Origin of the sequence: Nonomuraea sp. B12E4 (genome assembly GCF_039871825.1) — a bacterium.
Taxonomy (GTDB): Bacteria; Actinomycetota; Actinomycetes; order Streptosporangiales; family Streptosporangiaceae; genus Nonomuraea.
This window is the reverse complement of the sequence record NZ_JBDPME010000008.1, coordinates 1-20451: the sequence shown is the minus strand read 5'-3', so window position 1 is coordinate 20451 and position 20451 is coordinate 1. Positions and strand designations below refer to the sequence as shown.

General features: G+C 71.2%; 23 protein-coding genes. 12 read left to right on the top strand and 11 right to left on the bottom strand.

Features of this window, described 5'->3' with window-relative positions; genetic code table 11:
• Nucleotides 1-84 precede the first annotated feature (84 nt).
• Both ABGB18_RS19655 and ABGB18_RS19650 read left to right on the top strand, forming a co-directional pair.
• A complete protein-coding gene (locus tag ABGB18_RS19655) occupies nt 85-357 on the top strand; it encodes a hypothetical protein (protein WP_347696980.1) in 273 nt (90 codons plus the stop codon).
• Nucleotides 358-597: 240 nt separating this feature from the next.
• Nucleotides 598-1203 (top strand): dihydrofolate reductase family protein, encoded by a 606-nt coding sequence (locus ABGB18_RS19650; RefSeq protein WP_347696979.1) that lies wholly within the window; start codon nt 598-600, stop codon nt 1201-1203.
• A gap of 86 nt (nt 1204-1289) precedes the next feature.
• On the opposite strand, the gene ABGB18_RS19645 is transcribed toward ABGB18_RS19650, so the two are convergent.
• Both ABGB18_RS19645 and ABGB18_RS19640 read right to left on the bottom strand, forming a co-directional pair.
• Nucleotides 1290-2516, bottom strand: a complete 1227-nt coding sequence (locus tag ABGB18_RS19645; protein WP_347696978.1) for an MFS transporter — start codon at nt 2514-2516, stop codon at nt 1290-1292.
• A 224-nt stretch (nt 2517-2740) separates the two neighbouring features.
• Nucleotides 2741-3217, bottom strand: a complete 477-nt coding sequence (locus tag ABGB18_RS19640; RefSeq protein ID WP_347696977.1) for a MarR family transcriptional regulator — start codon at nt 3215-3217, stop codon at nt 2741-2743.
• Nucleotides 3218-3280: 63 nt separating this feature from the next.
• On the opposite strand from ABGB18_RS19640, the gene ABGB18_RS19635 reads away from it, so the two are divergent.
• The 6 genes from ABGB18_RS19635 (at nt 3281) to ABGB18_RS19610 (ending at nt 7945) form a co-directional block, all read left to right on the top strand.
• The gene (locus ABGB18_RS19635) at nt 3281-3517 is read left to right on the top strand and encodes a hypothetical protein (protein ID WP_347697263.1); all 237 of its coding nucleotides are present in this window, start codon (nt 3281-3283) and stop codon (nt 3515-3517) included.
• A 127-nt stretch (nt 3518-3644) separates the two neighbouring features.
• Complete coding sequence (locus tag ABGB18_RS19630) at nt 3645-6188, top strand: polysaccharide lyase family 8 super-sandwich domain-containing protein (RefSeq protein ID WP_347696976.1); 2544 nt, start codon at nt 3645-3647, stop codon at nt 6186-6188.
• Between the two features lie 112 nt (nt 6189-6300).
• Nucleotides 6301-6681: a hypothetical protein gene (locus ABGB18_RS19625; RefSeq protein WP_347696975.1), complete on the top strand. Its 381-nt coding sequence runs from the start codon at nt 6301-6303 to the stop codon at nt 6679-6681.
• Between the two features lie 160 nt (nt 6682-6841).
• On the top strand, nt 6842-6994 hold the full coding sequence (locus ABGB18_RS19620) for a hypothetical protein (RefSeq protein WP_347696974.1): 153 nt from the start codon (nt 6842-6844) through the stop codon (nt 6992-6994).
• A 34-nt stretch (nt 6995-7028) separates the two neighbouring features.
• A complete protein-coding gene (locus tag ABGB18_RS19615) occupies nt 7029-7565 on the top strand; it encodes a carboxymuconolactone decarboxylase family protein (RefSeq protein WP_347696973.1) in 537 nt (178 codons plus the stop codon).
• A gap of 11 nt (nt 7566-7576) precedes the next feature.
• The gene (locus ABGB18_RS19610) at nt 7577-7945 is read left to right on the top strand and encodes a DUF6632 domain-containing protein (protein ID WP_347696972.1); all 369 of its coding nucleotides are present in this window, start codon (nt 7577-7579) and stop codon (nt 7943-7945) included.
• Nucleotides 7946-8152: 207 nt separating this feature from the next.
• Here ABGB18_RS19610 and ABGB18_RS19605 read toward each other — a convergent pair whose 3' ends face one another.
• From ABGB18_RS19605 to ABGB18_RS19595, 3 genes are read right to left on the bottom strand one after another with little or no spacing between them, the layout of a single operon-like run.
• The gene (locus ABGB18_RS19605; protein ID WP_347696971.1) at nt 8153-9091 is read right to left on the bottom strand and encodes a hypothetical protein; all 939 of its coding nucleotides are present in this window, start codon (nt 9089-9091) and stop codon (nt 8153-8155) included.
• Complete coding sequence (locus tag ABGB18_RS19600) at nt 9088-10029, bottom strand: pyridoxal-phosphate dependent enzyme (RefSeq protein WP_347696970.1); 942 nt, start codon at nt 10027-10029, stop codon at nt 9088-9090. Before ABGB18_RS19600 ends, ABGB18_RS19605 begins: the two co-directional genes overlap by 4 nt.
• Complete coding sequence (locus tag ABGB18_RS19595) at nt 10026-11318, bottom strand: MFS transporter (protein ID WP_347696969.1); 1293 nt, start codon at nt 11316-11318, stop codon at nt 10026-10028. The genes ABGB18_RS19600 and ABGB18_RS19595 overlap by 4 nt, the downstream gene beginning before the upstream one ends.
• Nucleotides 11319-11415: 97 nt before the next feature.
• Between ABGB18_RS19595 and ABGB18_RS19590 the strand changes: the two genes are divergently transcribed.
• Together ABGB18_RS19590 and ABGB18_RS19585 are read left to right on the top strand one after the other, a co-directional pair.
• Nucleotides 11416-12411, top strand: a complete 996-nt coding sequence (locus ABGB18_RS19590) for an Lrp/AsnC family transcriptional regulator (protein WP_347696968.1) — start codon at nt 11416-11418, stop codon at nt 12409-12411.
• Entirely contained in the window at nt 12408-13691 is a 1284-nt protein-coding gene (locus ABGB18_RS19585) for a M20/M25/M40 family metallo-hydrolase (protein WP_347696967.1), read from the top strand. Before ABGB18_RS19590 ends, ABGB18_RS19585 begins: the two co-directional genes overlap by 4 nt.
• A 12-nt stretch (nt 13692-13703) precedes the next feature.
• Here ABGB18_RS19585 and ABGB18_RS19580 read toward each other — a convergent pair whose 3' ends face one another.
• Nucleotides 13704-14291, bottom strand: a complete 588-nt coding sequence (locus ABGB18_RS19580) for an XRE family transcriptional regulator (RefSeq protein WP_347696966.1) — start codon at nt 14289-14291, stop codon at nt 13704-13706.
• A gap of 52 nt (nt 14292-14343) precedes the next feature.
• On the opposite strand from ABGB18_RS19580, the gene ABGB18_RS19575 reads away from it, so the two are divergent.
• Nucleotides 14344-15261: a hypothetical protein gene (locus tag ABGB18_RS19575; RefSeq protein WP_347696965.1), complete on the top strand. Its 918-nt coding sequence runs from the start codon at nt 14344-14346 to the stop codon at nt 15259-15261.
• Nucleotides 15258-16376, top strand: a complete 1119-nt coding sequence (locus ABGB18_RS19570; RefSeq protein ID WP_347696964.1) for an aminotransferase — start codon at nt 15258-15260, stop codon at nt 16374-16376. The genes ABGB18_RS19575 and ABGB18_RS19570 overlap by 4 nt, the downstream gene beginning before the upstream one ends.
• 51 nt (nt 16377-16427) lie before the next feature.
• On the opposite strand, the gene ABGB18_RS19565 is transcribed toward ABGB18_RS19570, so the two are convergent.
• The 5 genes from ABGB18_RS19565 to ABGB18_RS19545 all read right to left on the bottom strand — a co-directional run bounded on the left by ABGB18_RS19565 (nt 16428) and on the right by ABGB18_RS19545 (nt 20250).
• Nucleotides 16428-16835 (bottom strand): YciI family protein, encoded by a 408-nt coding sequence (locus tag ABGB18_RS19565; protein WP_347696963.1) that lies wholly within the window; start codon nt 16833-16835, stop codon nt 16428-16430.
• 10 nt (nt 16836-16845) lie between these two features.
• Nucleotides 16846-16977: a hypothetical protein gene (locus tag ABGB18_RS19560; RefSeq protein WP_347696962.1), complete on the bottom strand. Its 132-nt coding sequence runs from the start codon at nt 16975-16977 to the stop codon at nt 16846-16848.
• A 225-nt stretch (nt 16978-17202) separates the two neighbouring features.
• Nucleotides 17203-17685 (bottom strand): CoA-binding protein, encoded by a 483-nt coding sequence (locus tag ABGB18_RS19555; RefSeq protein WP_347696961.1) that lies wholly within the window; start codon nt 17683-17685, stop codon nt 17203-17205.
• Entirely contained in the window at nt 17682-19019 is a 1338-nt protein-coding gene (locus ABGB18_RS19550; protein WP_347696960.1) for an O-acetylhomoserine aminocarboxypropyltransferase/cysteine synthase family protein, read from the bottom strand. The genes ABGB18_RS19555 and ABGB18_RS19550 overlap by 4 nt, the downstream gene beginning before the upstream one ends.
• A 19-nt stretch (nt 19020-19038) precedes the next feature.
• On the bottom strand, nt 19039-20250 hold the full coding sequence (locus tag ABGB18_RS19545) for a homoserine O-acetyltransferase (protein ID WP_347696959.1): 1212 nt from the start codon (nt 20248-20250) through the stop codon (nt 19039-19041).
• Nucleotides 20251-20451 lie beyond the last annotated feature (201 nt).

The window sequence follows — 20451 nt, the reverse complement described above, 5'->3', positions numbered from 1 at the left end:
GCCGAGCGGCTCGGGACGCTGGTCCGCGATCGGTCCCCGGACGCGGGTCCCGGGTCCGAGGCGTACGGGCTGCTCCTCAGCCTCATGATCATCGGCGAGGCGGCCATGCCCGAGATCCAGCGGGCCATCGAGGACGTGCTGCGGGACGACGCCGCCATCGGCCACTTCACCCGGCTCCGTACCCTGCACCTGGGCCCCGCGGAGCTGCTCGTGGCGGCCCGCGTCACCATGGCGGACCCGTCCGGGGCCGGGCAGGTGGCCGAGGCACTGCACGAGACGGAGCAGTGCATCCGCGAGCGCGTCCCCCTCGCGACCGTCGTCTACCTGCAACCCGGCTCCCGCGGATCGTCAGAGTGATCGCGCTGCGTTGAGCCGCCTCCTGCGGCCGGCGTTGCTCATCGTCGCGCTGGCCTTCGCCATGCCGGAGCGGAAGGATGGGCCGGATGGCGTGGTCGCCCTCCGCGCGTCCCGTCGCGCGCCGCGTCGAGGGCGGGCCGTAGGAAAGCCTTAAGAGATCCGTAAACGGGCCGCGCGAAGCTTTGGGCACAGATCAGGGGCGAACGAGCCCCTCCGCAGGATGAAGCAGAGGAGCACACGATGGCGAGCAAGCTTGTGGTGGCGGCGTTCGTTTCGCTGGACGGCGTGATGCAGGCCCCGGGCGGACCGGGCGAGGACGGCGACAACAACTTCCCGCACGGCGGCTGGCTGCCCCCGCACGTGGACGAGGGTTTCGGCGAGATCATGGGCGGGGTATTCGCCAACTCGACCGGCATGCTGCTGGGCCACCGGTCCTACGACATCCTCTCCTCGCACTGGCCCAACGTGCCGGACGAGGAGGGCGCCTGGATCAACGACATGCCCAAGTACGTCACCACCCGCACGCCCATGACGGCCACCTGGCGCAACACGGAGGTGCTGGTGGGCGAGGCCGCCGAGACGGTCGCCACGCTCAAGAAGCGCACCGACGGCGAGATCATCACCCAGGGCAGCAGTGGGCTCATCCACTCGCTGCAGCAGGCCGGCCTGGTCGACGAGTATCGGCTGCTGATCTTCCCCGTGGTCCTGGGCGAGGGCAAGCGGGTCTTCGCCGAGGGTACGGCTCCGGCCGGTCTGAAGCTGACCGGCACGCGATCCACCGGCTCCGGCATCCTGTACGCCACCTACGACTACAGCGGCAAGCCCCTCACCGGCTCCATCGCCTGACGCCGCGCGAGGTCGCCGAGCCCGGTCCAGGACCACCGGGCTCGGCGACAGTGGCGTACCGGCCTGTGGTCTCTCAGCCGGACATCTCAGTCGTCGTGGGCGATGAGCATGAGTTGCCGCCACAGCAGTACCACGAACACCGCGGAGCCGGCGAAGGCGAACCAGAAGGGCGCCGTGACACCGAGGTGGGTGGCCAGGACACCGCCGATCAACGAGCCGACCACCAGACCGGCGTAGACGCAGACGGTGTTGACGCTGCCCACCCGGCCCTGCAGTTCGCGCGGGACCGCGCGCTGGCGGACGGTGACCGAGGTCGTACCCCAGATGAACGCGTGCGCGCCGAAGACCAGGAAGATGCCCCCGGCGACCCACGGCGAATGGGCCAGGGCCAGGCCCAGATGGGTGAGAGTTTCGATGATGAGTCCGATCCTCATCAGGGCGCCGAGGCTCATCCTGCGAGTGATGGCCCCGTACAGGGCGGTGCCGATCAGGCCGCCGATCCCGCCGATGGTGGTCATCAGACCGAAGCCCAGAGCGCCGAGCCCGAGCTGTTCCTGGGTGTAGAGGACGAGGACCGACCAGGCCGCGCCGAACGTGAAGTTGAAGATCAGGATGGTGAGCGCCAGCGTGCGGACCGCCGCGTGCTGGATGGTCCAGCTGAACCCGGCGATCAGCTCTCGTACGGTGTTCGGCCTGGGCCCGTCGGCCCGTCGGCCGTCCGGCGGCAGCGTGATCCGGGAGACCAGGACGATCCCCGCCACCACCAGGAGTAGCTGGCCCGCGAACGGCCAGGTCAGGCCCAGGCCGAACAGTGCCGCGCCGATCGGCGGCCCGGCGAGCTGATTGAGCGTGATGAACCCGGTGCCCAGGCGGGCGTTGGCGATGACGAGATCGTCCTTGCCGACCATCATGGGCGTCAGCGTGGCCGTCGCGTTGTCGGCGAACACCTCGGTGATGGATCGGAGGGTGAGCGCCACCAGCGCCGTCACCACGGTCACGGTGCCGGTCACCATGAGCGCGACGAGCGCCGCCAGCACCACGGCCCGCACCGTGTTCGCGACGAGCACGATCCTGCGCCGGTCGTACCGATCCGACAGCACGCCCGCGTACAGGCTGAACACCAGCGGCGGTGCCCAGCTCACCAGGGCCGACAGCGCGATCATCAGCGGGTCGCGAGTCAACGTCGCGATCAGCAGGGGGCCTGCCGCGGCCGCGACCCCGTCACCGAGATTTGTCAGCCAGCTCGAGGCCAGCAACCACCTGAATCCTGTCCCCAGCCGGGCAGGCAGGACTCGCTCCACCACTGTGATCACGAGCGCAAAACCATACGTTTTGCGGGCATGTACGGCAACGCGTTTTCGCGTCGGCAAGGAGGGTCACGGCGACCGCGGATGCGGCGGCGGCCCGGTGGCCGGCGCCACTCGGCTCGCTGGTCATCCGCGTCAGGGTGACCAGCCGGTGGCGAAGGCGGTGCGGGCGCGTTCGATGTCCATGGGTCGATCCTGTGGTCATGCCTGTCCGCGGGTGACAGGGCCGGTCATCGATCTCTTCGCTGGGTGAGGCGCCGATCGAGCGGGGAGCCGTTGGTGATCTGCTCGCGGGGCAACCGGTGGAGCGCCTGGAGGGCGCGCAGGAAACCATGACGGTCGGCCTCGGGGAGGCGCGCGAGCAGGCGATCCTCGTTGGCCTGGATCTCGGCCCGTATCGATCTGCGCATCTTGCGGCCCTCGCCGGTGATCGTGAGGATCCGGGCGCGGCGGTCCTGAGGGTCCGGGTCGCGGGTGATCAGCCCGGCTGCCTGCAGCTTGTCGAGGATGCCGATGATGCGGGTCTTGTCGGCGCCGATGGCTTCGGCGAGCGCGGCCTGGGTGCGTACGGAACCGTCGTCCAGGGCGCCGAGCACCGCGTAGCCCCACATGGAGACCCGGTGCGCCGCCAGCACCGGTCGTTCGGCCGCGATGAGCGACTGCAGCAGGGGGTGCAGCATCTCGGCCAGGTCGCGGCGGCTCGTCACGGGTCCAAGATACCCAGTTGACAAGCTAGTAAGCGCATGCACATCATGTGCAGATGCTTATAAATGAGAACGTCGATCTTGTCGCGCTCGACGCGCAGGCCGTCCGCGCCAGCGTCGGCCTGGCGGATCGGATCCGGCCCCTACGCGTATGCCGCGGTCGCCGACGCACCGGCGCGGTCCCTCTGGGTGGCCGGCGCGTGTCCGCTCGATCTCGACGGCAACACCGTCGCGATCGGCGACTACGCCGGCCAGGCGCACCAGGTGATGCGTAACGCCGTGCTCGCGGGCGCCCGCGACTGATCTACCCGCCTCGCCGCCGCACAGGATCAGCGAGGCATGAAACGCGCGGAGTGGCCGGTTGAGCTCACGGGGCCGGCGAGGTCCGCCGGCGCGTGCGTCTCTGGGCCGAGGAAATAGATCATGTAGGGTGAGCGGGGCATATCCCCCCAACGGCCTGGAGCCCGTCGTGCCGCACATCTCCCGTCGCCAGGTTCTCTCTCTGCTCCCCGCCGCCGGGCTGCTCGCCGCGCCCTCCCCCTCCCGCGCCGCGGCGGCGATCGACCACGCGCGGCTGCTCGCCAACACCGTCGCGATGCTCGCCGGAACCGCGGAGGTCAACGCCCGGCCCGAGGTCGCCGGCAAGCTCGCGGCGATGCTCGCCACCGCACGGCAGCGGCTGACCGCCATGGACCGGGCGGGCGACGGCGAGCTGTTCGCCGGCCTGCGGCTCGGCACCGACGACGCCAACCTCCGCCTGGCCTACCAATACCTGTACGAGATCGCGCTCGCGACCCGCACCCCAGGCGGCGCGCTCGACAACGACACGGCCGCGCAACGGCGGGTCATCGACGGCCTGCAGTGGCTGCACGACCGCTACTACGGCAACCAGTCCACCGGTTACTACGGCAACTGGCACAACTGGGAGATCGGCATCTCCACCCACGTGAGCAGGACGCTGGTCCTGCTGGCCGAGCGCGTACGGACGGACCGCCCCGGCCTGACGGCGACCTACGTCGCCTCGATGGACGCCTATCTGCGCAACGGCAAGAACGGCGACGTCGACCTCGACTCGCGCTTCCACACGGGCGCGAACCTGGCCGACCTCACCGCCAACCGGATCCTGCAGGGCGCGCTCACCGGCAACGACGCCCGCGTGGACAAGGCGATCTCCGACCAGGCCACCGTCTTCGCCACGATCGACCCCTACGACCTGCGGCACGGAAACACCGACGGCTACTACCGCGACGGCTCCTTCATCCAGCACCACTCGGTCGCCTACACCGGCTCCTACGGGCGCATCCTGCTGACCCGCGTCGTGCAGACCCTCAAGACGCTCCAGGGCGCGACCGGCGGCGACGCGGCCGACCTGGCCGGCGTGGTGTATCGGTGGATCACCGACGGCTTCGCCCCGTTGATCTTCGAGGGCTGGATGATGGAGATCGTCAAGGGGCGGGCGGTCTCGCGCCCCGCCACCGGGTACGAGGACGTCGGCGTGGTCGTGGAGGCCATCGCCGACCTGGCCGACCACGTGGACGACGCCTCGGCGCGCGCCCTGCGGAAGTACGTCAAGTTCCTGCCGGCCGCCGACACGGCGGCCTTCGCCTCCCCGGTCAGCATCGCCCGCTACGCCGCCATCCGCGCCGACTCCGCGATCCCCGCCGCTGACCTGAACCCGCCCGAGCGCTGCGTGGCCTTCAACGCCATGGACCGGACCGTGCACCGGCGCCCCGGCTACGCCTTCGCCCTGGCGCGCAGCTCCAGCCGGATCAGCAAGTACGAGTACATGAACGGGGAGAACCTCATGCCCTGGTTCCAGGGCGACGGGGCGTACTACCTCTACCTGGCCGGCGAGGACCAGCGCGAGGTCTTCGGCGTGGACTACTACACCGCCGTCTCGCCCTACCGGCTGGCCGGGATCACCGCGCCGGAGGAGGAGCGGCGCACGGTGCCCGACCTGTACGGCCGGTTCTGGTACGAGAACCCGGGGCACCCGCTGAACTTCACCTCCTCCTCGGAGTCGCAGAACACCTACGTGTACTTCCCGCGGGCCGGTAACGCCTTCTCCGGCGGCGTGACGCTCGGCGCGTACGGCACGGCCGGCATGGTCCAGTCCGACGACGCCGCCTACACCGCCAAGCAGGCGGGCACCCTGCCGGACGACTTCGTCGCCTACCGGAACGCCCGCGCGACCAAATCCTGGTTCATGCTCGACGACGAGATCGTGGTGCTGGCCGCGGGCGTCTCCGGTCAGGGCGGCCGGACCGCGGTGACCACCGTGGACAGCCGCATCGCCGCCCCGGGCGACGCGATCACGCTGACCGGCGAGGGCTGGGGCGGCGGGGCCTGGCGGCAGGGCGAGACCGCGCCGCCGCGCTGGCTGCGCTACGCCAACGCCACCCGCGGCACCGCGATCGGCTACGCCTTCCTCAGCAGGCAGCCCGTCACGGCCGGGCTGGAGACGGTGACCCGCAGCCGCAGGGTCGTACGCACGGCCAATCCCGACACCGGCGTGACCAAGAAGGTGTTCACCGCCTCGGTGACCCACCCCGCCGCCGGCGGCACCTCCGCCCTGGCCTACGCCCTGGTCCCGAACGCGACCGAGGCCCGCCTGCGCAGCTACGAGCGCGGCCCGCTGACCGTGCTGGCCAACGACCCGGACGTGCAGGCGATCAGGCACGGGAAGCTCGGGATCGTCGCGGCCAACGTCTTCGACGCTCGCCCGGCGCGCGTCGACCGCCTGGTCATCGACGGCCCCGCCTCGGTGATCGTACGGTCAGGCAGGCGTACGGTGGTCGCCCTGTCCGACCCCACGATGCAACGCGAGCGTGTCACCGTCATGCTGCACGGCGCGCCGCTCCGCCTCGACAGCGCCGACGAGGGGGTGACGGTCCGGCGTGTGCCGGGCGGCACCCTGGTCCAGGCGGTGACCCGCCACGCCTACGGCCGTACCTTCACCGCCACCCTGCGCTGAGCCTCGGATCAGCGGACCGGTCCCGGGCGCGACCTGAGACAGTTCAGGCGCACCGGGACCTTCCCTGATACGGAGAGAGGCGAGCTCAATGGCTGATCAGGTGTCGGAACGCATGCCGGCAAGCGTGAAGGTCGCCTTCGTGGGGGTCTGGTTCCAGGCCGTCGCCAACGCGTTCGGGGCCTTCGCGCTGCTGTACGAGGTCAACGCCCGGCTCGACCACGGTCAGGAGGTGCCGAACCTCGGTCTGGTCCGTGGCCTGCTGTACCTCTCCGCCGCCGTGGCCGTCGTGCTGGTCATCTGCGGGATCCTCGCGCCGAGGCGGTACCGCTGGGTACGCGCGGTCGTCCTGTCCATCGAGGCCGTGGTCGTGCTGAACGTCCTGTTCGGGCTCGTGTTCGGAGGCGGGCTCCCCATGGTCGTCGGACTCGTTCTCGCCCTCGTGATCGGCTCGGTGCTGCTCACGGACAAAGGGCTGGAGTGGTTCAACCGATAAAAGGCGGATATGTCCGCCACTGTCCGACTCGCTTGACAGGGGGAGCCGACGATGACATCGGCCGATGGCAGGAGGGCGGGCGGTATGTGGCGGAATCGGCGGACCCAGTGGGAGGCCGGTCGCCTGCTCGTCCCTGGCCCTCTGGCCGGCCAGGGACGACATGGAGGACCTGTACGGCGACCCCCTGGCGATGTGGCGCACCTGGGCCGGCGACGTGACCGGCCACGCGATCGACTGCGGTCACCACACCGCCGAGGAAGCCCCGCACGAGCTGGCGAAGTCCCTGCTGTCATTCCTCCAGAGTGTACGGTAGGGGGGTATGGTACTCAGAGCATGAAGGAGGACGTGTGCGACGCCTGACCCCCCTCGACCCCGCTGACGCGCCCGGAAAGTCCAAGGACCTGCTGAACGACATCGTCAGCAGGAGGGGCGGCGTGGGTGACATGGCCGCCACCATGGCCCACTCACCGGCGCTGCTGGAGGGCTACCTGGACTTCTCGCGTGCCATGAAACGCCTCAAGGTGCCGCGTGCCCTCAGCGAGAAGATCTCCCTCGCCGTACAGGAGTGGATCGGCTGCGGCACCTGCCTCCAGGCACACCTGGAGGCAGGCCGCGCCGCCGGGCTCAGCGAGGCCGACATCGCGCTGGCCCGGCAGGGCACGTCGGCCGACGCCAGGGAGGCCGCACTCATCTCCCTGGCCGTGCGCGTGCTCGCGGAGCCCGCCTCGATCACCGACGAGGACGTCGCCGCGCTACGGGCGCACGGCTGGAGCGACCGGATCATCGCGGAGATCCCGGGCGTGGTCGCCCTCAACCTCCTGACAGGCGCCTTCAACCTCCTGGCCGGCCTGCAACCGGCAGAACAGCACGAGGCACGTCGTTGAAGGCCTCACCCGTGGACGCGGATCGACGCCTTCGCATCGTCCTCGTCGTCGTGGGCATCGGCTTCGTCGCCGCGGTCTACCCGCTGATCCACCTCTGGCCCGCCGGGTTCCGCTGGCAGGCGGAGCAGCCCGAGTACGAGCAGATGATCGCGGCGATCTACGCGGTGCTGGGCGTCTTCCTCCTCCGAGCCTCCCGGGACCCGCTCGGGCACCTTTCCCTGATCCGGTTCACCATGTGGTCGAGCCTGGTCCACGCCGCCGTCATGGCCGTGCACGCGGTGGCGGATCCCGGCGAGCGGGCTCATCTGGCCGGCGATGTGCCGGCGCTGGCGATCGTGGCCGTGGTGCTCGCCGTGTTCACACCGCGCCGCCTGCGGTAGCACGTTCGCGCGGCCCGGGGTGGTGTGGGCCGGCCTCGTCGGCCCCGGTCCACGATGAGCCAGTTGAGCGCCAGGTGGTTGAGCACCACCGAGGTCGAGTCGGGTGGCAACCGCTCGTAGCTGCGGCGCCTCCCCTGCGAGAGGCCGCGTGGGGCCGCGGTCCAGGAGCGCGCCGCCGCGCCCCCGAAGGCCGGCGCTTGCGGAACGTCAGGTCCCGGATGCGAGGGCGCGGGCCAGGGCGGTGCCGATGGCGGCGTCCTCGGCGCCGAGTCCGGTCAGGTCGGCCACGGTGATCTGACCGGGCGACGTGCGGCCCGGTGCGCGGCCCGCGATGACGTCGCCCAGCGCGACGGCGGGCCGCCGCGCGGCGTACTGCAGCTCGCCGATCGCCCGGCACTGCCGCACGTCGTCGGCCGCGACCACGTCCGCCCCCTCCAGCACCGCCGCGTCCAGCTCGCGCTTGCCGGCCATGTCGGCGCCGACCGCCGTGACGTGGGCGCCCGGCGACAGCCAGGCGCCGGAGAGCACGGGCTCGCGCGACGGGGTGACGGTGTGGACGATGTCGGCTCCCCGTACGGCCGCCTCGGCGGCCGGCGCGACGACCACCCGCCAGTCGTGCAGCCCGCGCATCTCCTCGGCGAAAACGGCCGCCCGCTCCGGGTCGCGCCCGTGGACGCGCAGCTCCACCGGCGCGCGCACCTCCAGCAGCGCGCGGAGCTGGTAGCGGGCCTGGGCGCCCGGGCCGATCACCGCGACCACGGCCGCGTCGGGGCGCGACAGGGCCTCGGTCGCGGCGGCGCCCGCCGCACCCGTGCGCAGCTCCGTCAGGTAGCCGTTGTCGAGGGCGATCACCTCGGGGAACCCGGTCTCCGCGTTGGCGATCACGCTCAGGCCGGAGCTGACCGGCAGGCCCTTGGCGGCGTTGGCGTAGAAGCCCGTCGCCAGCTTGGCCGCGAAATGGGTGGCCCCGTGGAGGTGGGCCCCCTTGATGTGCACCTCGCCCCGGACCTCGGGCAGCTCCAGGTGCCACGGGTCGGGCTGGGACACCGCCCCCGTGGCCTGCGCCACCAGGGCCTCCTTGGTCACGGCCAGTGCGAGCCCCGGGCCGACCAGGGCCCGGACCTCCTCCTCCGTCAGCACCCTCACGCGATGGCCTCCGCATACGCCGCGGGCGCGATGTTGCGCCCGGTGAGCACGACCACGAGCCTGCCCACGATCTCCACCTTCCCGGCCAGTACGGCCGCGACCCCCACCGCCCCGGCGCCCTCGGCGACCAGCCCGTGCCGGGCGAACAGCCACCGCATGGCCTGGCGTACCTCGGTCTCGGTGACCGAGGCGAGCAGGACCCGGCCGCCGATCAGCGACGGGGTGACGCAGCCGGGCTCGATGTTCCCGCTCAGGCCGTCGGCGACGGTCTCGCCGACCGTGACGGTCACCACGCGCCCGGCCGCGACCGACGCGGAGACTCCGCGGGAGGCCGCGGATTCGACCCCCACCACCCGGACGTCCCCGCGTCTTTCGGCCCACAGGCCGAGCCCGGCCGCCAGCCCGCCGCCGCCGACTCCGCACACCACTGTGAGCGGGCCGTCGGTCTGGGAGTCCAGCTCGCAGCCGATGGTCGCCTGGCCGGCGATCACGTGCGTGTCGTTGTAGGCCGACACGTAGACCCGGTCGCGACCGGCCAGCTCCAGCGCGTACGCCTCGGCCGCGTCGAAGTCGGGGCCGTGCCTGACCAGGTCGACCGGGAAGCGCCGCAGGGCCGAGACCTTGGCGGGCGAGGCCGTCTCGGCGACGACCACGGTGGCCTTCCGGCCGGTCGCCTCCGCGGCGTGGGCCATGCCGAGCGCGTGGTTGCCGGCGCTCGCCGTGACGGCCGCCACGCCCTCTGGCAGGGCGGACAGCGCGGCGACCGCGCCGCGCACCTTGAACGAGCCGGTCGGCTGGAACGACTCCAGCTTCAGCAGCGCACCGGGCGCGAGCGCGGCCGGCACCAGCGGAGTGGGGGCCAGCCGGCCGCCGACCGCCGCCCAGGCACGGTCGAGGTCGTCGCCGGAGGGCGGGTCCACCTGCCGGATTCCGCTCACGCCCCGGCTCCGGCGACCTCGACGACGACGTCCTTGGTCTCCCGCATCCTGAAGTAGACCACGGTGGAGATCAGCATGAGCGCGGTCGCGTACCAGCCGAACAGCACGGTGTGGTGGGCGTCGATGAACGCCGTGGCGACGTACGGAGCGGTGCCGCCGAACAGGGCCACGGTCGCCGAGTACGGCATGCCGAGGCCCGCGGTACGCACCTTGGCGGGGAATAGCTCGACCATGACCGCCGAGCAGACCGCGGTGTAGCAGGTCAGGAGCAGCATGGCCACGCACGAGATCCAGAGCAGGCTCCAGAACGACCGGTCCAGGGCGGCCAGCAGCGGCACGGTGAGCAGTGTGAGCCCGACACCGAACGCCACCAGCAGCGGCTTCCTGCCGATGCGGTCCGACAGCCAGCCGCCGATCGGCTGGATCACGGTGAAGAAGGCCAGCGCGATCGTGGTGGCCAGCAGCGAGTCGGCCGGGTCGGTGCCGGCCGTCGTCTCGGCGTAGCTGGGCAGGTAGACCGACCAGGTGTAGAAGCTCACGGTGGAGCCGACCGTCATGCCGACCACCAGCAGCGTCTCGCGGGGGTGGTGGCGCAGGAAGTCCCACATGCGCGGTCGCTCGGCCCGGCCCTCCTTGATGGCGTCGGCCAGCGCGTACGTCTCGTGCGTGCCGCTCCTGATCCACAGGCCGCTCAGGCAGGTGACGGCACCGATCAGGAACGGCATGCGCCAGCCCCAGCTCAGCATGTCCGCCTTGGACAGCAGGTTGCTGAACAGCGCGCCGATGCCGGAGGCGGCCAGTTGCCCGAGGTTGGAGCTGAAGTAGCTCATGCTCGAATAGAGACCGCGCCGCCCGGGGGTGGCCGACTCGACCAGGAACACCGACGACACCGCGAACTCGCCGCCCACGGAGAAGCCCTGCACCAGCCTGGACACCACGAGCAGGATGGGCGAGAGCAGGCCGACCTGCTCGTACGTGGGCAGCAGGACCATCATGAGCTGCCCGATACCCATCAGCACGATGGTCAGCGTCATGGCCATGCGCCTGCCGTACCGGTCGGAGATCAGCCCGATGACCAGCCCTCCGACCGGGCGCATCACGAATCCGACCGCGAACACGGCGAACGTGCCGAGCAGCGAGGCCACGTGGCTGGAGGCGGGGATCACCTGGTCGGCGAAATATGTGCTGAGGAACGCGTAGAGGAGCCAGTCGTACCATTCGACGACGTTGCCGATCGAGGTGGCCGTCAGCTGGCGGACCCGGCTGCGCAGGGGGGACGCTAGTACCATGTCACGCAGTTTGGCCCTTGTCATTAAATTTCGGCAAGTATCGGCTGAATGCTTTAACAAAACCGTCATACCAAAAGATCGGCTATAAGATTGAGACATGTTGGACGCGCTTGATCGCCGCCTGGTCGCGGCGCTGCAGGTGGCACCCCGCGCGTCGTGGGGCGACCTCGCCCGCGCGGTGGGGGAGCACGAGCGTACGGTGGCGCGGCGGTTACAGCGGCTGCTCGCCGAGGGTGCGATCCGGATCACCGCGATCCTCGACGACCTCCGGTGCGGTCTCGGCAAGCCCGTTCACGTGCGCGTGGTCACCGACCCGGGCAGCGTGGACGACACCGCCGCCGCGCTGGCCGCGCGGGCCGACGTGCGGAGCGTGTTCGCCGTGACGGGGGCCACCGACGTGTGGTGCGAGCTGATCGCCGGCGGGCCGGACCCGCTCCAGCGGCTGCACGAGATCCTCACCCGCGAGCTGCCCGCCATGCCGGGCGTGCGGGCCACCGAGTCGGAGGTGGTGCTGCGCACGTTCACCACCGTCGCCGACTGGCACGCGCCGCTGCTCGACGCGGCCGAGGTCGAGGCGCTGCGGGCGTGCGCGGTGCCGACGCTGGCCGAGCCGCCCGCTCACGTGGAGCTCGGGCCGGCCGAGCGGGCCGTGGCAGACCTGCTCGTACGCGACGGCCGGATGAGCTACACACAGATAGCCGAGGAGCTGGGCACCTCCGTGCCGACCGCCGCCCGCAAGGTGGGCTGGCTGCTCGAACGCCGCCTCGTCCACCTGCGGGCCGAGGTCGAGCCCGCGCTGCTCGGCCTCCAGGTCGAGGCCCAGCTCGGCCTGGAGGTGCGGCCGGCCGGCATCGACAGGGTCGGCAGGGCGCTGGCCGGCCATCCGGGCGTGCGCTACTGCGCGGCCATCGCCGGGGCCCACGACCTGCTCGTCGAGGTGTGCCTGACGCACGAGAGCGACCTGTACGAGCTGGCCACCGAGTTCATCGGCGGGCTGGACGAGGTCAACGACGTGGACATGTTCCTCATCACGCACGCCTACAAGCGCGGTCACCTGCTGAAGGACGGCCGTCTCACCAGGAGGCCCACATGACCCCCGCCCAGTACGAGGACGACGCCGTACGGATGTGCGCCGAGCTCATCCGCGCCGACACCAGCAACCCGGGCCCGGGGGAGCGCGAGGCCGCCGAACTGGTCATGACCTGGCTGACCGAGGCCGGGCTCGACCCCCTCTACATCGAGACGGCACCGCGCCGGGGGAACGTCGTGCTGCGCGTGCCGGGGAGCGACTCCTCGCTGCCCGGCCTGCTCGTGCACGGGCACCTCGACGTGGTGCCCGCCGACCCGCGCGAGTGGACGGTGCCGCCGTTCTCCGGTGAGATCGCCGACGGCTGCGTGTGGGGCCGCGGCGCGGTGGACATGAAGCACATGGCCGCGATGATGGCGGCCGTCGCCCGCTCGGGGCTGCGGCCCCGCCGCGACCTCGTCTTCGCCTGGCTGGCCGACGAGGAGACCGGCGGCGACCACGGCGCCCGTCACCTCGTCGCCAAGCGGCCCGAGCTGTTCGAGGGCTGCGCCGAGTCGATCAGCGAGGTCGGCGGCTACTCGATCGAGCCGGCCCCCGGCCTGCGGCTCTATCTCGTCGAGACGGCGCAGAAGGGGCTGGCCTGGCTCAGGCTGACGGCCAGCGGCCGGGCCGGGCACGGCTCCATGCTGCACCCCGACAGCGCGCTGACCGAGCTGGCCGCGGCGATCGGCAGGATCGGCTCCCACCCGTGGCCGCGGCGGCTCACCCCGACCACCCGCCGCATGCTCGCCGAGATCTGCGATGCCTGCGGCGTCCCCTTCGACGAGGACGACCTGGACTCCGTGCTGGACCGGCTCGGGCCGGTGGCCCGCTTCGTCGGGGCGAGCCTGGTGCACGTCGCCAACCCGACCAGATTCCAGGCCGGGTACGCCACCAACGTGGTGCCGGAACTGGCCGTCGCCGAGGTGGACGGCCGGTTCCTGCCGGGGCTGCGCGACGACTTCCTGGAGACGATCGACCGGCTGGCCGGGCCGTCGGTGCGGCGGGAGTTCATCGACGTCGAGGAGGCGGTCGAGGCGCCCTTCGACACGCCGCTGGTCGAGGCCATGCTGGCGGCGCTGCGGACCGAGGATCCGGAGGCGCGGGTGGTGCCGTACTGCCTGTCGGCGGGCACCGACAACAGGACCTTCGACCGGCTGGGCATCCGGGGCTACGGCTTCGTCCCGCTGCGGTTGCCGCCGGAGCTCGACTTCGCGGCCATGTTCCACGGCGTGGACGAGCGGGTGCCGGTGTCGGCGCTGCGGTTCGGGGCTCGGGTGCTGCGCGACCTGCTGTCCACGTACTGACCGGTTGCCCGGCTACGCCAGTCGTACGACGCGGACGAACCGGGCCGGCTTCGGGCCGGAGTTGACGTAGGCGTAGCGGCGGTCGCTGGACAGGCGGGCCGATCCGCCGGCCCGTACGCTCACCGGCCGCCTCCCTTCGACCTCCAGGGTGAGGATGCCGTCGAAGACGTAGAACAGCTCTTCGGAGCCCGCCGGGTCGGGCTGGGCGTCGTAGCGGTCGCCGGGTTGCAGCGTCCATTCCCACAGCTCGGCGGCTGGGTGGTGCCAGGTGGCGACCTGCAGCGCCGCGCGGCTGCCGGTGGTGGAGGACCACACGCCGGCCGCGGTGCCGGGGGCGTTGACCACGATCGGGTCCGGGTGGCTGTCCCGGGTCAGCGAGGCGAAGTCCGTCCCGAAGGCGCGGGCGATCTTGTCCACGGTCACCAGGCTGGGGTTGGCCCTGCCCTGCTCGACGAGCGTGAGCATCCGGCGGCTCAGCCGGGTGGCGTCGGCGAGCTGCTGGACGGTCAGCCCGGCGTCCTTGCGGCGCCGGCGCACCTCCTCGCCCAGCCGGGTGAGGAACTCGGCGGTCGGCCCGCTGGTGACGACCTCGTCGGTCACGTCCATCCTCCTGGTTGACCATCCGCCCGACATGCGCACTATATTGCTCATTATGGGTATTCCAATGGTAGTCGATGCGAGCTCTCCCGCGCTGCCGGAGGCAGCCGTCCAGGCCCGGGTGCGTGAGGCGTTCGCGCAGCTCGCGGTGGGCCGCGCGGTCCAGCCGCAGCAGGTCGTGACCGATCTGCCCGGCGGCGGCGACGTGATCGCCTACCAGGCGGTCCTCGCCGACGCGGGGGTCTACGCCGTGAAGGTCTCGCCCTATCTCCCGCAGCCGCAGGGCAAGGCGATCGTCACCGCCTGGACGCTGCTGCTGTCGACGCGTACCGGGCAGCCGCTGCTGCTCGCGGACGCCGGCCGGCTCACCACCGAGCGCACCGCCGCCACCACCGCGCTGGCCGTCGACCTGCTCGCGCGTTCCGGCGCCCGCTCGCTGGCGGTCGTCGGCCTCGGCCCGGTCGGCCGCGCGCACCTGCGCCACGCCCGCGCCGTGCGCGCCTTCGACGACGTGCGCCTCTACTCGCGCACCGCCACCAAGGCGGATCTCGACGGGCTGGGTGACGTGCGGCTCGCCGGCAGCGCGGACGAGGCGGCCGAGGGTGCCGACGTGGTGCTGCTGTGCACCTCGGCGGCCGCTCCGGTCATCGACGTACGGCGCCTGCCGCCCGGCACGCTGGTCACCTCGATCTCCACCAACGCGCCCATGGCGCACGAGATCGACCCGGCCGCCCTGACCGGGCTCGACGTGTACGCCGACCACGCGCCGGGCGCCCACGCCGCCGCCGGCGACATGCGCATCGCCACCGCCGAGCACGGCTTCACCCTGGATGCCATCCGTGGCGACCTGGCCGGCCTCGTTTCCGGCTCCGCGCCCGCTCCCACCGGCGACAAACCGGTCTATTTCCGCTCCGTCGGGCTGGGCATCGAGGATGCCGCCGTCGCCCTGGCAGTCCTGGAGACGCTGTCGTGAGGATCGCCCCGTTCGGCGTCGAGCAGTGGATGAACGCGTACGAGACCCGCTGCACCCACAACCTCGCCGAGACCTGCGTGGAGTCGCTCACCGTCGCACAGTTGCTCGACCTGGCCGGCCGCGGCGACTCGCTGCTGGAGGAGCTGCTTCCCCTGCGGCTCACCTACGGCGCCATCGAGGGCAGCGACCGCCTGCGCTCGGCCGTCGCTGCCCTGTACGATCACCAGGCCGCCGGCAACGTCATGATCGCCCACGGCGGCATCGGCGCCAACCACCTCGTGCACCTGACGCTGGTGGAGCCCGGCGACCGCGTGGTGTCGGTGCTGCCCACCTACCAGCAGCACTACTCGATCCCCGAGTCCATCGGCGCCGACGTGCGCATCCTGCGCCTGCGCGAGGAGAACGGCTGGCTGCCCGACCTGGAGGAGCTGGCCGCGCTGGTCCACGGCGGCGCCAAACTCGTCGCCATCAACAATCCGAACAACCCGACCGGCTCCCTGATGGACCGCGCCTTCCTGGAGGAGGTCGTGCGCGTCTGCGACCAGGTCGGCGCGTGGCTGCTGTGCGACGAGGTGTATCGCGGCATCGACCAGGCCGACCCCGGCACCACCGCCTCGGTGGCGGACCTGTACGAGCGTGGCATCAGCACCGGGTCGATGTCCAAGGCGTTCTCCCTGGCGGGCCTGCGCCTGGGCTGGGCCGTCGGCCCCACGTCGCTCATCCACGAGCTGAGCGTCCACCGCGACTACAGCACCATCAGCGTCGGCCTGGTGGACGACCTGCTCGCCTCCATCGCGCTGGAGAACGCCTCCGCCATCCTCGACCGCAACCGCGCGCTCACCCGCGCCAACCTCGCCACGCTGTCCGGCTGGGTCGAGGCCCAGCCCCGGATCGGCTGGATCAAGCCGCGGGGCGGCACCACCGCGCTGCTGCGGCACGACCTGCCGATGGGCTCCCGCGAGCTGTGCGTCCGCCTGATCGAGGAGACCGGCGTCATGCTCACCCCGGGCAGCGCCATGAGCATGGAGGGCTACCTGCGCATCGGCTACGCCAACAACCCGGCCGTGCTGGCGGCGGGCCTGCCCCTCCTCGGGGACTTCCTCGCCGACGCGTAGCAGCGGGCCTGCCGCTCGGCGGCGTCGAAGTCGCCGTGCCCGCACCCGAGGTCACATGTCCTCCAGCTCCGGGACCCCGCCCATGACCTGGCGTACCTCGATCGACTGCCGCAGCGGCACGCCGCCGGGACCGGGCGCGGCCGAGACCTGCGCGGCGATCTCGATCGCGCGCGCCTCGGACTCCACATCGACCACCTGGTAGCCCGCCAGGACCTCCTTCAGCCCGGTCCACGGCCCGCCGGCGATCACCGGGCCGGTCCGGCCGTCGGAGGCCACGACCTTGGCCAGGTCCGGCCCGGCGAGCGCCCGCATCTCGACCAGCTCACCGCTGTCGATCAGCGCCTGGTTCAGCCTCCGCAGGTGGTCCAGGTGCGCGGTCATGTCGTCGGGATCCCATTCGGACATCGGGCCCGCCCCGAAGTCGTCGTCGTACTTGGTCAGCAACATGAATCTGGTCATGGTCTCCTCCTCAGCCGTCCCGCCGCGCGTCCGCGTCGTCGAACGTGACCTGCCCATCGGCAGCCGCGCCGGGATCGACGGCCACGGCAGCTCCTGCGAGATCTGGCTTGGCCGGTGTCCCTGCGACGCCTTGGCGGTCCATGTCCTTCTCCCTTGTCGGCCGCCGCGCCCGCCTGGCGCGTTCGTCAGTCAGACGGAGCCGGCCGCGCGTTCTCGACATGGGGTGCCGTCTTCGGCCAAGATTTTCCGCGGCTGGGGCCCGGGCATGCTCAGCGGGCTCGCCCGCGCCGGTGGTGGATCCGCCGGCGAAACGGCGAGGCGGTGGGGGCCGCGCGAATGCGCGCGGCCCGGGCATTCAGAAAGGCGGTTACTGCAGCCCGGCGCGGACCGACGTGATGCGTCGCGTGTTGAAGCCGAGCCAGTGCATCCGGCCCACATAACGCGCGTGCTCGACCTTCATGCAGCGGTCCATGATCACCGTCAGGCCGCCGTCCTCGGCGATCCGCGCGCCCTCCTCGTTGATCACGCCGAACTGGCACCACAGGACGCCGGCGTTGATCTGCACGGCCTCCCGCGCGATCCCCGGCAGCGCGTCCGGCGCGCGGAAGACGTTCACGATGTCCACCGGCACGGGCACGTCCAGCAGACTCTTGTAGCTGGTCTCCCCGAGGATCTCCGGTTCGCGGGGATTCACCGGGATCACCCGGTAGCCGTGCCGCTTGAGGTAGTAGCCGACGAAGTAGCTGGCCCGCAGCTCGTTGTTCGACAGGCCCACGATCGCGATCGTCCCGCCGGTGTGGAGCACGCGCTGGATCGTCAACGGGTCCTGGTATCGCCCGAGGTCGGTCATGCCGACTCCACCTTCTCTCCGATCGCCGCGGCGACGCGTTCGAAACCCTGCTCAAGGTCCCAGATCAGGTCATTGACGGACTCGGTGCCGACCGAGAGCCGCACCGTTCCCGGCCCGACGCCGGCCGCCCGCAGCTCGTCGTCGTCGAGCTGCCGGTGCGTCGTGCTCGCGGGGTGGATGACCAGGCTCTTCGCGTCGCCGACGTTGGCCAGGTGCGACCAGAGCGTCATGCCGCCGATGAGGCCCTGCCCGCCGGCCCGGCCACCGGCGCAGTCGAACGAGAACACCGCGCCGGCACCGCGCGGCAGGTATTTCTCCACCAGCGGCCGGTATTTGCTCCCGGGCAGGCCGGGGTGGGTCACGTTGGACGCCAGCTCATGCGACTCCAGGAACGTCGCGACCGCCAGCGCGTTTTCGACGTGGCGTTCCATCCGCAGCGACAGCGTCTCCAGCCCCTGCAGGAACAGGAAGGCGTTGAACGGCGAGAGCGCGCCGCCGAGATCGCGCAACGTCTCGGCCCGGAGTTTCATCAGATAGCCGTATTCGCCGAACGTCTCGTGGAAGCGCAGCCCGTGGTAGGCCGGGGACGGATCCGCGACCACCGGGAAACGGCCGTTGGACCAGTCGAACGTGCCGCCCTCGACGACGACCCCGCCGATGCTCGTGCCGTGGCCGCCGATGAACTTGGTGGCCGAGTGGATCACGATGTCGGCGCCCCACTCGATCGGGCGGCACAGGTAGGGCGTCGCGAACGTGTTGTCCACGATCAGGGGCAGCTCGTGCTCGTGCGCGATGGCCGCCACGGTCTCGAGGTCCAGCACGTTGCCGGCGGGGTTACCGATCGTCTCGCCGAAGAACGCCTTGGTGTTCGGGCGGACCGCCTGCCGCCAGGCGTCCGGGTCGTCGGGATCGACCCAGGTCAGCTCCACGTTCATCTTGCGCAGCAGGTGCTTGAACTGGTTGACCGTCCCGCCGTAGAGAGCAGAGGACGAGACGACGTGGTCGCCCGGCTGCAGCAGCGTGAAGAGCGCGGCCGCCTGCGCGGCGATCCCGCTGGAGAAGGCCACCGCGCCGGAGCCGCCTTCGAGGTTCGCCACGCGCTCCTCGAACACCGCGACGGTCGGGTTCATGATCCGCGAGTAGGTGTTTCCGTATTCTTGCAGGTTGAAGTACGCCGCCGCGGATTCCGGGTCCTCGAACACGTAGCTGGTCGTCTGGAAGATCGGCACCGCACGAGCGCCGGTGTTCGGGTCGGGCCGTTGCCCGGCGTGCAGTTGCCGGGTCTCGAATCCGAACGCGCGGGCTTGTTCGGCGCGGGAAGGCTTGTCGGTCACGAAGGTCTCTTCCTCGATGTCATGCGGGCCTGCCTTGGGCCAGGAACCGGCGGATGATGGGAGTCTGCCGTGCTTCCTCCAGCAAGAAGCAGTCGTGGCCGTACATCGCCTCGATCACATGCGACTCGACCGGCTTGCCGAGGGCCTGGAGCGCCTCCTCGATCTCCTCCGACGCGGAGGGCGGATAGAGCCAGTCGGAACTGAATGAGATCAGCAGCGTCCGCGCGGAAACGCCTTCGAGCGCCCGCGTGAGTGAGCCGCCGCCATGTTGCTGGGCGAGATCGAAATAGGTCAGCGCGCGCGAGGTGTAGAGGTAGGTGTTGGCGTCGAACCGCTTGACGAACGAGTCGGCCTGGTGGCGCAGATAACTCTCCACCTCGAACTCCGGCTCGTCGATCGTGTAGCGGAGGTCGTCGGCGAACTGCAGCCGCCGGCCGAACTTCTCGCTCAGCGCGGGCGCGGACAGGTAGGTGATGTGGCCGACCATCCGTGCCACACCCATGCCGGCATCGGGCGCGCGGCCCGTGCCGTGGTAGCGGCCGCCCTGCCAGGCCGGGTCGCGCAGGATCGCCTCACGCGCGATCGCGTTCCAGGCCACCCCCTGCGGGTGGAGGGCGTGCGTGCTGGCGATCGACACGACGGCGTCGACCTGGTCGGGGAACATGACCGCCCATTCGAGCGCCTGCATCCCGCCGAGCGAGCCCCCGGCCACCGCCGCGAGCCGCTCGATGCCCAGCTCGTCCAGGAACGCCCGCTCGGTCCGGACCATGTCCGCGACCGTGATCACGGGGAAGTCCGGCCCGTACGGTCTGCCCGTCGCCGGATCGATCGACGACGGCCCCGTCGTGCCGCGGCAGCCGCCGAGCAGGTTGGTGGAGACGACGAAGTAGCGGTCGGTGTCGAACGCCTTGCCGGGGCCGATCATGCCGTCCCACCAGCCGAGCCCCTTGCGGCTCGTGCCGTCGCGGTCCTCGGAGCCGAACCCGTCGCGCGTGCCCTCCTCGGGCGGCGCCTTCGCGAACCCGGCCGCGTGAGCGTCGCCGCTGAGCGCGTGACAGACCAGGATGACGTTGTCGCGCTCCGGCGAGAGGGAGCCGTAGGTTTCGTACGCCACCCGAACCGGGTGCAGCTCCCGCCCGCAGTCGAGTTTCACTGGTTGCGGCAGGTCGAGATACTGCGTCTCCACCGTGCCGACTGAGCCGGCAGCGAGCGTCGGGGCGGGCTGTGACATGGAGCTATGTTATAGCCCGCCCCAACAGACGGCCTTATGGACTATCTCTACCTGGAATGTGAATATTGGCGGATCGGTGGCGGGCGTGGGCCGCCGCGAGCACCCCACCTACCTCGGCGGTGCTGATGAGCACCGCCATGTTGGCCTGTGACGTACGCCCGCCGGTGATCTCGTCCACGGCCCGCATCAGGTGTTTGGTGA